Annotated in this window: 16 protein-coding genes; 10 read left to right on the top strand and 6 right to left on the bottom strand. The window is 71.1% G+C overall.

Translation table 11 applies throughout. From position 1 onward, the window contains the following. The first annotated feature begins 56 nt into the window (after positions 1 to 56). The 3 genes from M8J74_RS01040 to M8J74_RS01030 are packed head-to-tail and all read left to right on the top strand — an operon-like array spanning position 57 to position 2,176. Entirely contained in the window at positions 57 to 206 is a 150-nt protein-coding gene (locus tag M8J74_RS01040) for a hypothetical protein (RefSeq protein ID WP_159104181.1), read from the top strand. Between the two features lie 13 nt (positions 207 to 219). Continuing rightward, complete coding sequence (locus tag M8J74_RS01035; protein WP_249834562.1) at positions 220 to 1,545, top strand: M14 family zinc carboxypeptidase; 1,326 nt, start codon at positions 220 to 222, stop codon at positions 1,543 to 1,545. A gap of 52 nt (positions 1,546 to 1,597) precedes the next feature. Then, complete coding sequence (locus M8J74_RS01030; protein ID WP_249834561.1) at positions 1,598 to 2,176, top strand: Uma2 family endonuclease; 579 nt, start codon at positions 1,598 to 1,600, stop codon at positions 2,174 to 2,176. A gap of 51 nt (positions 2,177 to 2,227) precedes the next feature. On the opposite strand, the gene ychF is transcribed toward M8J74_RS01030, so the two are convergent. Further along, positions 2,228 to 3,316 carry a redox-regulated ATPase YchF gene (ychF, locus tag M8J74_RS01025; RefSeq protein ID WP_249834560.1) on the bottom strand — a complete coding sequence of 363 codons (1,089 nt, stop codon included), beginning with the start codon at positions 3,314 to 3,316 and terminating at the stop codon, positions 2,228 to 2,230. A 363-nt stretch (positions 3,317 to 3,679) separates the two neighbouring features. On the opposite strand from ychF, the gene M8J74_RS01020 reads away from it, so the two are divergent. Beyond that, positions 3,680 to 4,078, top strand: a complete 399-nt coding sequence (locus tag M8J74_RS01020) for a DUF6542 domain-containing protein (protein ID WP_372500085.1) — start codon at positions 3,680 to 3,682, stop codon at positions 4,076 to 4,078. Between the two features lie 36 nt (positions 4,079 to 4,114). Here the strand turns inward: M8J74_RS01020 and ppgK are convergent, their stop codons facing one another. Then, positions 4,115 to 4,864: a polyphosphate--glucose phosphotransferase gene (ppgK, locus tag M8J74_RS01015; protein ID WP_249834558.1), complete on the bottom strand. Its 750-nt coding sequence runs from the start codon at positions 4,862 to 4,864 to the stop codon at positions 4,115 to 4,117. A gap of 29 nt (positions 4,865 to 4,893) precedes the next feature. Then, positions 4,894 to 5,895 (bottom strand): 4-hydroxy-3-methylbut-2-enyl diphosphate reductase, encoded by a 1,002-nt coding sequence (locus M8J74_RS01010; protein ID WP_249834557.1) that lies wholly within the window; start codon positions 5,893 to 5,895, stop codon positions 4,894 to 4,896. Positions 5,896 to 6,009: 114 nt separating this feature from the next. Here M8J74_RS01010 and M8J74_RS01005 point away from each other — a divergent pair, with 114 nt between their 5' ends. The 4 genes from M8J74_RS01005 to M8J74_RS00990 all read left to right on the top strand — a co-directional run bounded on the left by M8J74_RS01005 (position 6,010) and on the right by M8J74_RS00990 (position 9,689). Beyond that, positions 6,010 to 7,395: an APC family permease gene (locus tag M8J74_RS01005; RefSeq protein ID WP_249834556.1), complete on the top strand. Its 1,386-nt coding sequence runs from the start codon at positions 6,010 to 6,012 to the stop codon at positions 7,393 to 7,395. 35 nt (positions 7,396 to 7,430) lie between these two features. Next, the gene (xseA, locus tag M8J74_RS01000; RefSeq protein ID WP_249834555.1) at positions 7,431 to 8,639 is read left to right on the top strand and encodes an exodeoxyribonuclease VII large subunit; all 1,209 of its coding nucleotides are present in this window, start codon (positions 7,431 to 7,433) and stop codon (positions 8,637 to 8,639) included. 9 nt (positions 8,640 to 8,648) lie between these two features. Then, positions 8,649 to 8,894 carry an exodeoxyribonuclease VII small subunit gene (locus M8J74_RS00995; RefSeq protein ID WP_249834554.1) on the top strand — a complete coding sequence of 82 codons (246 nt, stop codon included), beginning with the start codon at positions 8,649 to 8,651 and terminating at the stop codon, positions 8,892 to 8,894. A gap of 204 nt (positions 8,895 to 9,098) precedes the next feature. Further along, the gene (locus M8J74_RS00990) at positions 9,099 to 9,689 is read left to right on the top strand and encodes a malonic semialdehyde reductase (protein WP_200702684.1); all 591 of its coding nucleotides are present in this window, start codon (positions 9,099 to 9,101) and stop codon (positions 9,687 to 9,689) included. Positions 9,690 to 9,765: 76 nt separating this feature from the next. Here the strand turns inward: M8J74_RS00990 and M8J74_RS00985 are convergent, their stop codons facing one another. After that, entirely contained in the window at positions 9,766 to 10,287 is a 522-nt protein-coding gene (locus M8J74_RS00985) for a DUF4245 domain-containing protein (RefSeq protein WP_058923474.1), read from the bottom strand. Positions 10,288 to 10,414: 127 nt separating this feature from the next. On the opposite strand from M8J74_RS00985, the gene glpX reads away from it, so the two are divergent. Continuing rightward, a complete protein-coding gene (gene glpX / locus M8J74_RS00980) occupies positions 10,415 to 11,449 on the top strand; it encodes a class II fructose-bisphosphatase (RefSeq protein ID WP_058923475.1) in 1,035 nt (344 codons plus the stop codon). 89 nt (positions 11,450 to 11,538) lie between these two features. Here glpX and M8J74_RS00975 read toward each other — a convergent pair whose 3' ends face one another. Then, positions 11,539 to 11,916, bottom strand: a complete 378-nt coding sequence (locus M8J74_RS00975) for a WhiB family transcriptional regulator (protein ID WP_079077994.1) — start codon at positions 11,914 to 11,916, stop codon at positions 11,539 to 11,541. 174 nt (positions 11,917 to 12,090) lie between these two features. Next, a complete protein-coding gene (locus M8J74_RS00970; RefSeq protein WP_249834553.1) occupies positions 12,091 to 12,783 on the bottom strand; it encodes a DUF1707 SHOCT-like domain-containing protein in 693 nt (230 codons plus the stop codon). 147 nt (positions 12,784 to 12,930) lie between these two features. Between M8J74_RS00970 and M8J74_RS00965 the strand changes: the two genes are divergently transcribed. Continuing rightward, complete coding sequence (locus M8J74_RS00965) at positions 12,931 to 14,595, top strand: fumarate hydratase (RefSeq protein ID WP_249834552.1); 1,665 nt, start codon at positions 12,931 to 12,933, stop codon at positions 14,593 to 14,595. Positions 14,596 to 14,751: the final 156 nt, after the last annotated feature.

Here is a 14,751-nt window from a genome sequence, read left to right as displayed (position 1 = left end):
CACGCCAATCTCGTCAGCCCCAACTCGACTGCCGGCAACGGACATTGACAACAATCGTGCGACTGACCAACTCTGGCAAGAGCACGTCGGACCACCGCAGGCCACAGCCATCGTCAGGAGGACACGGCATGCCGAACAAGATCGAGATCCGCCCGCTGGACAAGAAGGAGACCACCGGCGAGTCCGGTGGCAACGGCGGCGCCTGACCGGACGCGGACGATGGACCGTTCCGAGACGGTCGTGGACCGTTACCCGACGGTCGAGGAAGTCACCGATGCGGCGCGGCGGTTGGTGTCCCGGTTCCCCGGTGCCGCCGGCCGGCTGCGCCGGATCGGCACGTCCCGGGCGGGCCGCCCGATGACGATGCTGTCCCTGGGACGCGGGCCGCGCCATGTGCTGGTCGTGGCCGGGCCGCACCCCGACGAGCCGGTGGGACCCGCGACCGCCCTCGCGCTGGCGGAGTGTCTGGCACGCGGCGACCGGCCGTGCGCGGCGACCGACCTCTCCCTCGTCACCTGGGACATCGTCCTGTGCCTGGACCCGGACGGCGCCGCGCTGAGCCGGGAGGTCCAGGAGGCGACGACCGGCCCGGATCACTCCCTGGCCGGCTACTACCGCGCCGCCTACCGTCCGGTCGCGGCGGAGCAGCCGGAGTGGGCGCCGATCGAGGCGTGCCGACTCCCCGAGAGCGCCGCGCTGTTCGCGGTGATCGACGAACTGCGTCCCGTTCTCCAGTGCTCCCTGCACAGCGTCGAAGCGGGCGGCAGCTGGGTGCAGTTGACCCGGGACCTGCCCGAACTCGCCACGCCCTTCCAGGCGTCGGCCGCGCACCTCGGCATCCCCGTCCAGCTCGGCACGTTCGACGCCCTGTACTGGGAGAACCCGAGCCCCGGCATCCACGTCCTGCCTCCGCCGGACAGCACCGCCCGGCTGGCGGCCGGCTCCGAGAACATCGGGCTGTCCACCTGGTGCGCGCCCCAGCGCCACGGGGGTCTCACCGCGATCGTCGAGGTACCCATGTGGGCGAGCGACCTCGCCGACGACTCCTCACCCCACCCGGAGGCCGCCGCCGCGCTGCGCGACCTGGCCGGCCTGGTCCGGGACGGCGGCCGGCAGGTGACCGCCGTCCTCGACAAGGCGCGGGCCTTCCTGCCCCCGCCCGCGGAGAGCGGGCCCCGCCGGGTGCTGGAGTGGATGGCCGACGGCCTCTACGACCTGGTCGCCGAGTCCTGGCAGCCCCTCGCCCGGCAAGCGGCCGAGGCCCCGCGGCCCGCGCTGACCAGGGCCCAGGTCTCGGCCCTCGACATCGTGGCCCGGCGGCAGCCCCTGCGGGCGGCGGGCCTGCTGCTGCGCCTGCTGAGCACGGCGGACGACCCGGCCGCCCCCGGCCTCCACCGCGACCTGGACGAACTCTTCACCGCCTGGTGCGCGGACTTCGAGAAGTCCCTGCGCCTGCGCTGGGTCCCCGTCCACCACCAGGTCACCCACCAGACCCGCACGGTACTGGCGGCAGCCGAGGCCGCCCTGGGGAAACCGGCTCGATAACCTCGCAGACGATCTCGTGGCTCGTCCCTCGCCGAGTCGCTACCGTTGAGCCATGACCGCACTGCCCGACTGGATGCGCCCGCCGCGCGAGGAAGGCTGGTTCGCGGAGGACCTGGACCGCCTCCCCGAGGCACCTCGCCACACCGAGCTGATCGACGGAGCACTTGTCTTCATGATGTCGCCGCAGAGGTGGTGGCACGGCCACCTCGTCACGATGCTCACCGTCGCGCTCATGGAGCAGGCGCCCGGCGATATCAGGGTCGGCCGAGAAATGTCGATAAAGCTCGACGAGCGGAACCGCCCAGAGCCGGACCTGCTTCTGACGACGGCCGACTACGACGCAGACCGTACCTGGTTCACGCCGGACGAGGTACGACTTGTCGTCGAGGTCGTCTCACCCGAGTCCGCCCACCGCGACCGCACGGTGAAGCTGCACAAGTACGCGCAGGCCGGCATTCCTCACTACTGGTGCATCGAGGACGAGGACGGAGCCCCGGTCGTCCACGTCTACGAACTCGACGAACCGACCGGCGCCTACGCGCCCGCGGGCATCTTCCGGGGCACCCTGGAGCGTCCCGTGCCCTTCGAGATCACCCTGGACCTGGACAAGCTCACCCCGCCCCGCACCTGAGCCGGCGAACGCAAAGGGGCCGGGCCCGCAAGAGCCCGGCCCCCAGCGCGGTCACACGTTGAAGCGGAACTCCACCACGTCGCCGTCCTGCATGACGTAGTCCTTGCCCTCCATGCGGGCCTTGCCCTTGGCGCGGGCCTCGGCGACCGAGCCGGTCTCCACCAGGTCGGCGAAGGAGATGACCTCCGCCTTGATGAAGCCCTTCTGGAAGTCCGTGTGGATGACTCCGGCGGCCTCGGGGGCGGTGGCGCCCTTCTTGATCGTCCAGGCGCGGGATTCCTTGGGGCCGGCCGTGAGGTAGGTCTGCAGGCCGAGGGTGTTGAAGCCGACGCGGGCGAGGGTGGCGAGGCCGGGCTCCTCGGCGCCGACGGACTCCAGCAGCTCCAGGGCGTCGGCCTCGTCGAGCTCGGCGAGGTCCGCCTCCAGCTTGGCGTTGAGGAAGATCGCCTCGGCGGGGGCGACCAGCGCGCGCTGCTCGTTCTTGAAGTCGTCGTCGACCAGCTCGTCCTCGTCGACGTTGAAGACGTACAGGAAGGGCTTCGTCGTCAGCAGGTGGAGGTCGTGCAGCGGCTCCGCGCGCTCGCTGCCCTGGACGATGCCGTGCGCGAAGAGCGTGTCGCCCGTCTCCAGGATCTCCTTGGCCTCCTCGACGGCCTTCACCTTCGGCGCGACGTCCTTCTTGATCCGCGACTCCTTCTGCAGGCGCGGCAGGACCTTCTCGATGGTCTGCAGGTCGGCGAGGATCAGCTCGGTGTTGATCGTCTCGATGTCGTCCTTCGGCGAGACCTTGCCGTCGACGTGCACGACGTTCTCGTCCTTGAAGGCGCGGATGACCTGGCAGATCGCGTCGGACTCGCGGATGTTCGCGAGGAACTTGTTGCCCAGGCCCTCGCCCTCGCTCGCGCCGCGCACGATGCCCGCGATGTCGACGAAGTCGACGGTCGCCGGAAGGATGCGCTGCGAGGAGAAGATTTCGGCCAGCTTCGTCAGCCGGGCGTCGGGGACGCCGACCACGCCCACGTTCGGTTCGATCGTGGCGAACGGGTAGTTGGCCGCGAGCACGTCGTTCTTGGTCAGGGCGTTGAACAGGGTCGACTTGCCGACATTCGGCAGACCGACGATTCCGATCGTGAGCGACACGTTGCGACTTCCCGTACGTGAGAGGAGAGGACTGGAGGGGCTGGGCCGATCCACCAGTCTACGGCGTGCCGCACAGCGCCCCGGCGACGGATCGAACGCATGGCCAAGGTCTTTCCTACGGCGTGTCCCAGGGGCGATTCGACACATAAACAGACCTAAGTTGGTCGGGTGGAGCAACACAGGACGCGACCCCCGCACGACGGAACGCGACGAGGCACGCCCCCGCTGCCCCCGCAGGCGGCCCGCGGCGGCGCCGCGGGCGGTGGTGCGCGGCCTGCGCCGCATCCCGCGCAGAAACGCCCGGCCCCCCGCCCCGCGGGCGGACGGCAGCCCGCCGCCTCGCTGGCCGAGAGGGCGCGGAGTATGCCCAACCCACGGCTGACCGGGCTGGGCGGCGGCCTGTTCTGCGGGGCCGTGATGTTCGTCCTCGGCTGCCTCGACGACCTGCTCCTGGGCGGCTCGCCGACGGTGTACGGCGTGCTGTTCCTGCCGGTGTGCGTGCTGACGGCGGTCTGGGTGCGCAAGGGCGACCTGGTGACCGCCCCGGTCGTGGTGCCGATCGCCTTCGCGGTCGGTCTGCTGCCCGTCGCCGACAGCAGCGGCGGGGTGCTGGGCCGGCTGATGGGCCTGGTGACGGCGCTCGCCACCCAGGCGGGATGGCTGTACGGCGGGACGCTGATCGCCGGACTGATCGCGACCGTGCGGAAGGCCGCCCTGATGCGCCGTCAGACCGTCCGGCGCCGGAGCGACCCGCCCCGCTGACCGGCGCCCGCCGGCCGGCGCCGGCCCTGCCCGGGACTAGTGGTGCTCCGTGACCGCCCGCATCGCCGCGCCCACGATGCCCGCGTTGTTCTGCAGCTGCGCCGGGACGACCTCCGCCTTGATGTCCTCGATGAAGTGCAGGAACTTCGCGGACTTGCGGCTGACGCCGCCGCCGATGATGAACAGGTCCGGCGAGAAGAGCATCTCGACGTGGGCGAGGTACTTCTGGACCCGGTGCGCCCAGTGCTCCCAGGTCAGGTCCTCGTCGTCCTTGGCCTTGCTGGAGGCGCGCTTCTCCGCGTCGTGGCCGTGCAGCTCCAGGTGGCCCAGTTCGGTGTTGGGGACGAGGACGCCGTCGACGAACAGCGCGCTGCCGATGCCCGTGCCGAAGGTGAGCAGGATGACGGTGCCCCTGTGGCCCTTGCCGGCGCCGAAGTGCATCTCGGCGACGCCCGCCGCGTCCGCGTCGTTGACCACCGTCACCGGCAGGCCGCCCAGGCGTTCGCTGAACAACGCGCGCGCGTCCGTGTCGATCCAGCTCTTGTCGACGTTGGCCGCCGTGCGGATCGTGGAGCCGTCCGTGACCACGCCCGGGAAGGTCAGACCGACCGGACCGGTCCAGCCGAAGTGCTCCACGACCTGCTTGACCCCGTCGGCCACGCCGTCGGGCGTCGCCGGGTTGGGGGTGAGCACCTTGTGACGCATCTCGGCCAGGTCGCCCCTGTCGAGATCCACAGGGGCGCCCTTGATCCCGGACCCGCCGATGTCCACACCGAAGATCTGCATGGCTCTACGTTACGACGAACGACTGACAGTCACTCGGCCGAGGTGCCCGTACGCTCGGCGATCAGGGCCGCGGCCTCCTCGCGCAGATCGCGGCGCAGCTCCTTGGGCAGCGAGAAGACGATGGACTCCTCGGCCGCCTTGACGATCTCCACGTCCTCGAAGCCGCGCTGCGACAGCCACTCCAGGACCTGCTCGACGAGGACCTCGGGGACGGACGCGCCGGAGGTGACGCCGACCGTGGTCACGCCCTCCAGCCAGGCCTCGTCGATCTCGTCGGCGAAGTCCACCAGGTACGCCTCGCGCGCGCCGGCGAGCTTGGCGACCTCGACCAGGCGCTTGGAGTTGGAAGAATTGCGGGAGCCGACGACGATCACCAGGTCCGCCTCGGCGCCCATCTGCTTCACCGCGAGCTGGCGGTTCTGGGTGGCGTAGCAGATGTCGTCGCTGGGCGGGGAGATCAGCTGCGGGAACTTCTCCTTCAGCGCGTCGACGGTCTCCATGGTCTCGTCGACCGACAGCGTGGTCTGGGACAGCCACACGACCTTGGAGGGGTCGCGGACCTCGACCTTGGCGACGTCGCCGGGGCCGTCGACCAGGGTGATGTGGTCGGGGGCCTCGCCGGAGGTGCCGATGACCTCCTCGTGGCCCTCGTGCCCGATCAGGAGGATGTCGTAATCCTCGTTGGCGAAACGCACGGCTTCCTTGTGGACCTTGGTGACCAGCGGGCAGGTCGCGTCGATGGTGGCGAGCCGGCCGCGCTCGGCCTCCTCGTGGACGACGGGGGCGACGCCGTGCGCGGAGAACATCACGATGTTCCCCTCCGGGACCTCCTCGGTCCGCTCGACGAAGATCGCGCCCTTCTTCTCCAGGGTCTGCACGACGTACTTGTTGTGGACGATCTCGTGGCGGACGTAGATCGGAGCCCCGTACTGCTCGAGGGCTTTCTCGACGGCGATCACGGCGCGGTCCACACCCGCGCAGTAGCCACGGGGGGCGGCGAGCAGGACACGGCGGCCAGGCGAAGCAGTCATGCGTCCATCGTAGGGCCACGTCCGGGGGGTCGAAGATCGTGTCCTCGGGGAGACTGGCCGTGGGGCGGGAGGGGTGGGACGGGACACGACGCACGAGGCACCGACGGAGGCAGCATGACCGGGACCGGCACGGCGGAGCGGACCACCGGCGAGGGGCCCGGCCTGCGGCGCAGCCTGGGTGCGCGGGATCTGGTGGTCTACGGCCTGCTCTTCATCGCCCCGATGGCGCCGGTCGGCGTGTTCGGCACGCTGGACGCGAAGTCGCACGGGGCCGTCGCGCTGGTCTACGTCGTCGCCACGGTGGCGATGGCGTTCACCGCGTTCAGCTACGCGCAGATGGTGCGGGTGGTCCCCCAGGCGGGTTCGGTGTTCGCCTACGCGCGTGCCGCGCTGGGCGAAGGGGCGGGTTTCGTCGCGGGCTGGATGGCGATGCTGGACTACCTGCTGATCCCGGCGGTCGCCTATCTCTTCTCCGGGATCGCGATGAACGCCCTGGTGCCGGAGGTCTCGCGCTGGGTGTGGACGGCGCTCGCCGTCGTCGTCACGACGGCGCTGAACCTGTGGGGCGTACGGGCCGCGGCCCGCGCCGGCTTCCTGGTGCTGGCCATGGAGGTGGTCGTGCTGCTGGTGTTCGTCGTGTCGGCCCTGGTGGTGCTCGGCCGGGACGGCGCGGAGCGGGGCTGGTGGTCGCCGCTCACCGGGGACGGCACGCAGGGGGCGTTCGCATGGTCGGCGGTGATCGGCGCGGTGTCGGTGGCGGTCCTGTCCTACCTGGGCTTCGACGCGATCGCCACCTTCGCCGAGGAGGTCACCGGCGGCTCGGCCAAGGTGGCCCGCGCCCTGCTGTTCTGCCTCGCGCTCGCCGGTGTGCTGTTCCTCGCGCAGACGTACCTGGTGGCGCTGCTGGAGCCGACGACGTCCGCGCACTTGGCCGCCGACCCCCAGGCGCAGGGGTCGGCGTTCTACGACGCCGTGGACGCGTCGGTCGGCTCGTGGCTGCACGACCTGGTCGCCGTCAGCAAGGCGATCGGCGCGGCGTTCGCCGCGCTGGCCGGGCAGGCCGCGGCCGGGCGGCTGCTGTTCGCGATGGGCCGGGACCGGCGGCTGCCGCGGGCGCTGGCCCGCACGGATGCCGGGCTGCCGCGGGTGGCGCTGCTGTGCGCGGCCGTGATCACGCTGGTGGCGGCGGTGTGGGCGGCCCGGCGCGGCGACGGGATGGACCGCCTGGTGTCGGTGGTCGACATCGGCGCGCTCACGGCGTTCACGCTGCTGCACGCGAGCGTGGTGGGCTGGTTCGCGGTGCGCCGGGCCGGCGGGCCGGTGATCTGGTGGCGGCATGTGCTGCTCCCGGTGCTGGGGGCGGCGATCACGGTCGCGGTGATCGTGGAGGCGTCGGGGGCGGCGCAGCTGGTGGGGGCGGTGTGGCTGGCGGTCGGGCTCGTGGTGCTGGTGGCGCAGCGCGGACGCCGGACCGGGGCGGCGCCGGCCGGCCGGCCCTGACCTGCGTTGTCGGTGCGGGCCGTTACCCTCGCGGCATGGCTCTGCACACGTCCGCCGAAACGCCCGTGCCCGTCGGTGAGGTCTCGCGGCTCATCGGCGGGTGGATCGACCGGCTGGGGCCGGTCTGGGTCGAGGGGCAGATCACGCAGCTGTCGCGGCGGCCCGGCGCCGGGGTGGTGTTCCTGACGCTGCGTGATCCGTCGTACGACATCTCGATCAGCGTGACCTGTTACCGGCAGGTGTTCGACGGCGTCGCCGACGTGGTCAGCGAGGGCGCGCGGGTCGTCGTGCAGGCCAAGCCGGAGTGGTACGCCCCGCGCGGCCAGCTCTCCCTGCGCGCCACCGAGATACGGCCCGTCGGCGTCGGTGAACTGCTCGCGCGGCTGGAGCGGCTGAAGAAGGCGCTGGCCGCCGAGGGGCTGTTCGCGGCGGAGCGCAAGAAGCGGCTGCCCTTTCTGCCGCAGCTGATCGGGCTGGTGTGCGGGCGGGCCTCCGCGGCGGAACGGGACGTGCTGGAGAACGCCCGGCACCGCTGGCCCGCGGTCCGTTTCGAGGTGCGCAACGTCGCCGTGCAGGGCGTGCACGCCGTGCCGCAGGTCGTGCAGGCCGTCAAGGAGCTCGACGAGCTGTCCGGCGTGGACGTGATCATCGTCGCCCGAGGGGGCGGCAGTGTGGAGGACCTGCTGCCGTTCTCCGACGAGCAGTTGGTGCGGGCCGTCGCGCAGTGCCGTACGCCCTTGGTGTCGGCCATCGGGCACGAGCCCGACAACCCGCTCCTCGACTTCGTCGCCGACCTGCGTGCCTCCACCCCGACCGACGCCGCCAAGAAGGTGGTCCCGGACGTGGGCGAGGAGTACGAGCGGGTGCGGTTGCTGCGGGACCGGGCCCGGCGGTGTGCGCAGGCCCTGGTGGAGCGGGAGGAGCGCGGGCTCGCGCACGCCCTCGCCCGGCCCGCGATACAGGACCCGCATCGCATGGTCGACGAGCGGGCCGACCAGGTGGCCTCGCTGGTGGAGCGCTCGCGGCGGACCCTGGGCCATCTCCTGGACCGCGCCGACTCCGAGCTCACGCACACGCACGCACGCGTGGTGGCCCTCTCCCCCGCCGCCACGCTCAAGCGCGGGTACGCGGTGCTGCAGAAGGCCGACGGGCACGTGGTGCGGGACCCGGGCGAGGTCGCGGCGGACGAGACGCTGCGGGCACGGGTCAGTGAGGGCGAGTTCGTCGTCCGAGTCGACACATAGGGTGGGTGGATGACCAGCAAGGTGGCGGAAGAGGCGCTCGGGTACGAGCAGGCGCGGGACGAGCTGATCGAGGTCGTACGGCGGCTGGAGGCGGGCGGCACGACGCTGGAGGAGTCGCTGGCCCTCTGGGAGCGCGGCGAGGAGCTGGCCAAGGTGTGCCGGCGCTGGCTGGACGGGGCGCGCGCCCGCCTGGACGCCGCTCTGGCCGAGGAGGAAGACGCGGACGCGGACCAGGCCGGGGAGGACGGCGAGTAGGGGCGCGAGCCCTTACGGAGCGGGGACGCGAGCCCTTACGGAGCGGGGACGCGAGCCCTTACGGAGCGGATCACGCTGTGAAGCGGATCACCACACCTTCACATTAGTTGAAACTTGAACCTCCCTGGCGTACTTTCGGTGTCGTCAGCCGATCCGGACCGCGGTCCGGTACGGATCGCACGTCGCCCCCGAGGAAGATCCCGCATGTCTCTCGTTCTCGACCCCGCCGCCCAGGACCTGCTGTTCCGTGAGGCCCGCACCGCGAACACCTTCACCGACGAGCCGGTGACCGACGAGCAGGTGCAGGCGATCTACGACCTGGTGAAGTACGGGCCGACCTCCATGAACCAGTCGCCGCTGCGGGTCACCCTGGTCCGCTCCGCCGAGGCCCGCGAGCGCCTGGTGCAGCACCTGGCCGAGGGCAACCGGAAGAAGACCGCGGCCGCCCCGCTGGTCGCGATCCTCTCCGCGGACAACGAGTTCCACGAGGAGCTGCCGCACCTCTTCCCGCACTTCCCGCAGGCCAAGGACCTCTTCGCCGGCAGCCGCGAGGCCCGCGAGAAGAACGCCGCGCTGAACGCCGCCCTGCAGGCCGCCTACTTCATCATCGGCGTCCGTGCCGCCGGTCTGGCCGCCGGCCCGATGACCGGTCTCGACTTCGAGGGCGTCCGCAAGGAGTTCCTGGACGACGACCACACCCCGCTGATGGTGGTCAACATCGGCAAGCCGGGTGAGGACGCCTGGTTCCCGCGCTCCCCGCGCCTGGACTACGAGCAGGTCGTCACCACGGTCTGAGCACCGCGCACGAAGGAGGCCCCCGGCGGTGACGCCGGGGGCCTCCTTCGTATGCGCGCGTCCCGCTCAGTCCCGCTCAGGACATCTTCAGCGCCCGCACCATCTCGGTGAGCTGCCCCAGGGAGCCGGTGCCCGCGACCACCGTGGTCGAGCCCTTGCCGGGCAGCACGAGGGCGTCGTAGCGGCCGCCGGTCCAGCGCGTCCAGGTCCTGCCGTCGATGTCCTGGGTGGACTTGGTCGCCCTGCCGCCCTGGGTGGCCTGGTCGATGAAGTCCGACGGCTTCTGAGTCGACTGCTCGATCTGCACGTACTGGCCGTCGGGGGCGTGGAAGCCGAGGTGCCAGGCGTCGTTGTTCGCGCCGTCGAAGCGGACGGACGTCGCCTTCCAGCTCTTGGGCAGGCCCTCGGGCGCGGCCACCGGGTAGGCCGCGGCACGGCGGGCCGTGAGCAGCTCGACGCGGTAGTCGACCCGCTTGATGTCGGGAGCCGAGTCGTCGTGGGGGATGAAGACGTAGATGAGCGCCGCCGCGATCCCGATGAGGCCCAGGGAGAGAATCATGTCCCGGACCGTCTTCTGCCTGCCGTTCGAACCTGCCACGCCCTCTATCGTCGCAGGTGCCCGGTCCGCTCATCCGTGGGGTCCCCTGCTCATTTTGTCGGACTGACGATAGAGTCGAGGGTCGAACCCTCATCCGGCCGTCGTCGTATCAGAAAGGTGCGCTCCGATGACCGAGCATCATCACTTGCCGTCCGAGCTCGAAGTTCCCAGCGAAGCCCCCGACCGCAACCTCGCCCTGGAGCTCGTCCGGGTGACCGAAGCCGCCGCGATGGCCGCGGGCCGCTGGGTCGGACGGGGCGACAAGAACGGCGCCGACGGCGCCGCCGTGCGCGCCATGCGGACCCTCGTCTCCACCGTGTCGATGAACGGCGTGGTCGTCATCGGCGAGGGCGAGAAGGACGAGGCGCCGATGCTCTTCAACGGCGAGCGCGTCGGTGACGGGACCGGCCCCGAGTGCGACATCGCCGTCGACCCGATCGACGGGACCACGCTGACGGCCAAGGGCATGCCGAACGCGATCGCCGTGCTGGCGGCCGCGGACCGCGGGTCGATGTTCGACCCGTCCGCCGTCTTCTACATGGACAAGCTGGTCACCGGGCCCGAGGCGGCGGACTTCGTCGACATCGACGCGCCCGTGTCGGTGAACATCCGCCGGGTGGCCAAGGCCAAGCGGTCCACCCCGGAGGACGTGACCGTGGTCATCCTCGACCGGCCGCGGCACGAGGGGATCATCAAGGAGATCCGGGAGGCCGGCGCGCGGATCAAGCTGATCTCCGACGGCGACGTCGCGGGGTCGATCTACGCGCTGCGCGAGGGCACCGGCGTCGACATGCTGCTGGGCATCGGCGGCACGCCCGAGGGGATCATCTCGGCCTGCGCCGTGAAGTGCCTCGGCGGCACGATCCAGGGCAAGCTGTGGCCCAAGGACGACGAGGAGCGGGCGCGGGCGATCGACGCCGGGCACGACCTGGACCGCGTGCTGATGACCGACGACCTGGTGGCCGGGGAGAACGTGTTCTTCGTCGCCACCGGGATCACCGACGGCGAGCTGCTGCGGGGTGTGCGCTACCGCTCGGAGACGGCGACGACCGACTCGATCGTGATGCGCTCGAAGTCGGGGACGGTCCGGCGGATCGCCTCCGACCACCGGCTGAGCAAGCTGCGGGCCTACAGCGCGATCGACTTCGACCGCGCCAAGTAGCCCGGTCCGGCCGGGTACCGGCCGCCGAGCCGAGACGTGGGCGCCCCCTGGTGCGGCAGGGGGCGCCCACGTCTCGTCCCGTACGGCTTCTATCCGGCCGCGGCTATGCGGCCCTGCGCTCGCGCCGTCTTCTTCAGCTCCATCTCGCGGCGCCGCCGCCTGGCGAGGACCACCCGGCGTTCGGCGGCCGTGAGGCCGCCCCAGACGCCGTAGGGCTCGGGTTGCAGCAGGGCGTGCTCGCGGCACTCGACCATCACCGGACAGCGGGCGCAGACGCGCTTGGCCGCCTCCTCCCGCGACAGGCGTGCCGCCGTGGGCTCCTTGGAGGGGGCGAAGAACAGGCCGGCCTCGTCCCGCCGGCACACCGCCTCGGTGTGCCAAGGGGCGTCCTGGTCCCGGACTGGCACTGGCACCCGCTGGGCCGGAACGGCAGCTACCTGCAGGGACGAATGCGGCGGTTGCAGCACGGTCTACTCCTGACGACGGCTTCGCGAGCGAGCGACGATGCAGCAAGCCCTACCCGCTGTGCGCGCGCCTATGCACTGAGTTCCGGACCGCCGGATCCGGCGTGCTCGCGCGGGGTGCGCGACCGCGGCCGCCGGTGGGCCGCTTCCCTCGCGGAGCGGTCGGATTCACAACCGTCAACGGTCGAGGTATCTGCGCAAACTCTTGTCGACCTTGCGCTGAACGCGATCGAGAATGTCCGCGACGTACCTGCCGCGCTTCGGTCGGGCCTCGACGCTGCCCAGTACGGCCCAGCCGTCGACGTAGACCACGGGGGCGTTGTCGTCGTCCGCGTCCAAGCTGGCCACCTCGAAGCTGCCGAGCACCCCGCCGCCGGTGCCGCGCAGCGAGACGTTCTCCGGGACCTGGACCTCGACGCTGCCGAAGACGGCGATCGCCTTGACCACGACCTGCTGGTACTCGAACAGCGCCTCGCTGAGGTCGATCTCCACGCTGCCGAACACCGCGTACGCGTGGATACGGCGTCCGGCGCGCCGGCGCCCCCGGCGCACGGCGCTGCTGAGCACCGCCACCACATGGTCGTCCGCGTCGACCGGGACGCTGCCCACCGGGGGCCGGTCGGGGGCGGCGGCGAACGGGGGAACCGTACGCCGGCCGTGGGCGGCCGGCAGGTCCCGGACGAAGCCCTCCAGCTCCCCCACCGTCTTGGCGGCGAGCACGCCCTCCACCCGCTCGGCGTGCTCGTCGGCGCTCAGGCGGCCTTCGGCGAGGGCCTCGCGCAGGATGTCGGCGACACGGTCGCGCTCGGCGTCGGAGGCGCGCAGGCCGGCCGTCGCGGACGTCGGTTCGGTGTGCTTCTGAAGGTCCACGGCAGCAGCGTAGCGAAACGCGATAGATCGCGACTACCCCCCAACTGAGGACAACCTCACAAGCCCGGTGTCGGGGGCAGGTTCTACGCTGGTGGGCGCCCGCCAGTGTCGGCGGGCGGCCGTCTGTCGAGTGAGGAATGGGCTGCGATGCCTGAGTTCGCGTACACCGATCTGCTCCCCATGGGAGAGGACACCACCCCCTACCGGCTGGTGACCTCCGAGGGTGTCTCCACCTTCGAGGCCGACGGGCGGACGTTCCTCAAGGTGGAGCCGGAGGCGCTGCGCAAGCTGGCCGAGGAGGCCGTCCACGACATCCAGCACTATCTGCGCCCCGCCCACCTCGCCCAGCTGCGGCGCATCATCGACGACCCCGAGGCGTCCGGCAACGACAAGTTCGTCGCCCTGGACCTGCTGAAGAACGCCAACATCGCGGCCGCGGGCGTCCTGCCGATGTGCCAGGACACCGGCACGGCGATCGTCATGGGCAAGCGCGGGCAGAACGTGCTCACCCAGGGCGGCGACGAGGCGGCCCTCTCGCGCGGCATCTACGACGCCTACAAGAACCTGAACCTGCGCTACTCGCAGATGGCCCCGCTGACCATGTGGGAGGAGAAGAACACCGGTTCCAACCTCCCCGCCCAGATCGAGCTGTACGCCACCGACGGCGGCGCCTACAAGTTCCTGTTCATGGCCAAGGGCGGCGGCTCGGCCAACAAGTCGTTCCTGTACCAGGAGACGAAGGCCGTCCTGAACGAGTCCTCCATGATGAAGTTCCTGGAGGAGAAGATCCGTTCGCTGGGCACGGCCGCCTGCCCGCCGTACCACCTGGCGATCGTCGTCGGCGGCACGAGCGCCGAGTACGCGCTGAAGACCGCCAAGTACGCCTCCGCGCACTACCTGGACGAGATCCCGGCCGAGGGCTCCGAGCTCGGGCACGGCTTCCGGGACAAGGAGCTGGAGCAGAAGGTCTTCGAGCTGACCCAGCGCATCGGGATCGGCGCGCAGTTCGGCGGCAAGTACTTCTGCCACGACGTCCGCGTGGTGCGCCTGCCGCGGCACGGCGCCTCCTGCCCCGTCGCGATCGCCGTCTCCTGCTCGGCCGACCGCCAGGCGCTCGCGAAGATCACCCCCGAGGGCGTCTTCCTGGAGCAGCTGGAGACGGACCCGGCGCGCTTCCTGCCGGACACCACCGACGAGCACCTGGACGAGTCCGACGTCGTGCGGATCGACCTGAACCAGCCGATGGACGACATCCTCGCCGAGCTCACCAAGTACCCGGTGAAGACCCGCCTCTCCCTCACCGGCCCGCTGGTGGTGGCCCGCGACATCGCGCACGCCAAGATCAAGGAGCGGCTGGACGCGGGCGAGGAGATGCCGCAGTACCTCAAGGACCACCCGGTGTACTACGCGGGCCCGGCGAAGACCCCCGAGGGGTACGCCTCCGGCTCCTTCGGCCCGACCACGGCCGGCCGCATGGACTCCTACGTCGAGCAGTTCCAGGCCGCGGGCGGCTCCAAGGTCATGCTCGCCAAGGGCAACCGCAGCAAGCAGGTCACCGAGGCGTGCAACGCGCACGGCGGCTTCTACCTCGGCTCCATCGGCGGCCCGGCCGCCCGTCTGGCGCAGGACTGCATCAAGAAGGTCGAGGTCGTCGAGTACGAGGAGCTCGGCATGGAGGCGGTCTGGAAGATCGAGGTCGAGGACTTCCCGGCGTTCGTCGTCGTGGACGACAAGGGCAACGACTTCTTCCAGGACCCGGCCCCGGCGCCGACGTTCACCTCGATCCCGGTTCGGGGACCTGGGCTCGCGTAGTGCTGCGGGGCGGCCGGGGATGGTTTTCGCCCCGCCGCCCCTACCCGTCCCTTCCTCCAGGGGCTCCTCGAACGCCGGACAGGCTGAAGGGCCAGGTACGGCGGAAGACCGTGACGGTTCGCCTCCGCGGGGAACAGTGGTCCCGTCGGGGGCGCT

Origin of the sequence: Streptomyces panaciradicis (genome assembly GCF_023516615.1) — a bacterium.
GTDB classification, from domain to species: Bacteria; Actinomycetota; Actinomycetes; order Streptomycetales; family Streptomycetaceae; genus Streptomyces; species Streptomyces panaciradicis.
Note: the sequence above shows the minus strand (reverse complement) of the source record. Positions and strands in the feature narration are given on the sequence as shown.

Excerpts from the sequence above, each read along its gene's own strand:
- M8J74_RS01020 (WP_372500085.1), top strand. The coding sequence starts at position 3,680 with ATGCCCAACCCACGGCTGACCGGGCTGGGCGGCGGCCTGTTCTGCGGG.
- M8J74_RS01035 (WP_249834562.1), top strand. The coding sequence starts at position 220 with ATGGACCGTTCCGAGACGGTCGTGGACCGTTACCCGACGGTCGAGGAA.
- M8J74_RS01005 (WP_249834556.1), top strand. The coding sequence starts at position 6,010 with ATGACCGGGACCGGCACGGCGGAGCGGACCACCGGCGAGGGGCCCGGC.
- M8J74_RS01010 (WP_249834557.1), bottom strand. The coding sequence starts at position 5,895 with ATGACTGCTTCGCCTGGCCGCCGTGTCCTGCTCGCCGCCCCCCGTGGC.
- xseA (WP_249834555.1), top strand. The coding sequence starts at position 7,431 with ATGGCTCTGCACACGTCCGCCGAAACGCCCGTGCCCGTCGGTGAGGTC.
- M8J74_RS01030 (WP_249834561.1), top strand. The coding sequence starts at position 1,598 with ATGACCGCACTGCCCGACTGGATGCGCCCGCCGCGCGAGGAAGGCTGG.
- ppgK (WP_249834558.1), bottom strand. The coding sequence starts at position 4,864 with ATGCAGATCTTCGGTGTGGACATCGGCGGGTCCGGGATCAAGGGCGCC.
- M8J74_RS00995 (WP_249834554.1), top strand. The coding sequence starts at position 8,649 with ATGACCAGCAAGGTGGCGGAAGAGGCGCTCGGGTACGAGCAGGCGCGG.
- M8J74_RS00990 (WP_200702684.1), top strand. The coding sequence starts at position 9,099 with ATGTCTCTCGTTCTCGACCCCGCCGCCCAGGACCTGCTGTTCCGTGAG.
- glpX (WP_058923475.1), top strand. The coding sequence starts at position 10,415 with ATGACCGAGCATCATCACTTGCCGTCCGAGCTCGAAGTTCCCAGCGAA.
- M8J74_RS00965 (WP_249834552.1), top strand. The coding sequence starts at position 12,931 with ATGCCTGAGTTCGCGTACACCGATCTGCTCCCCATGGGAGAGGACACC.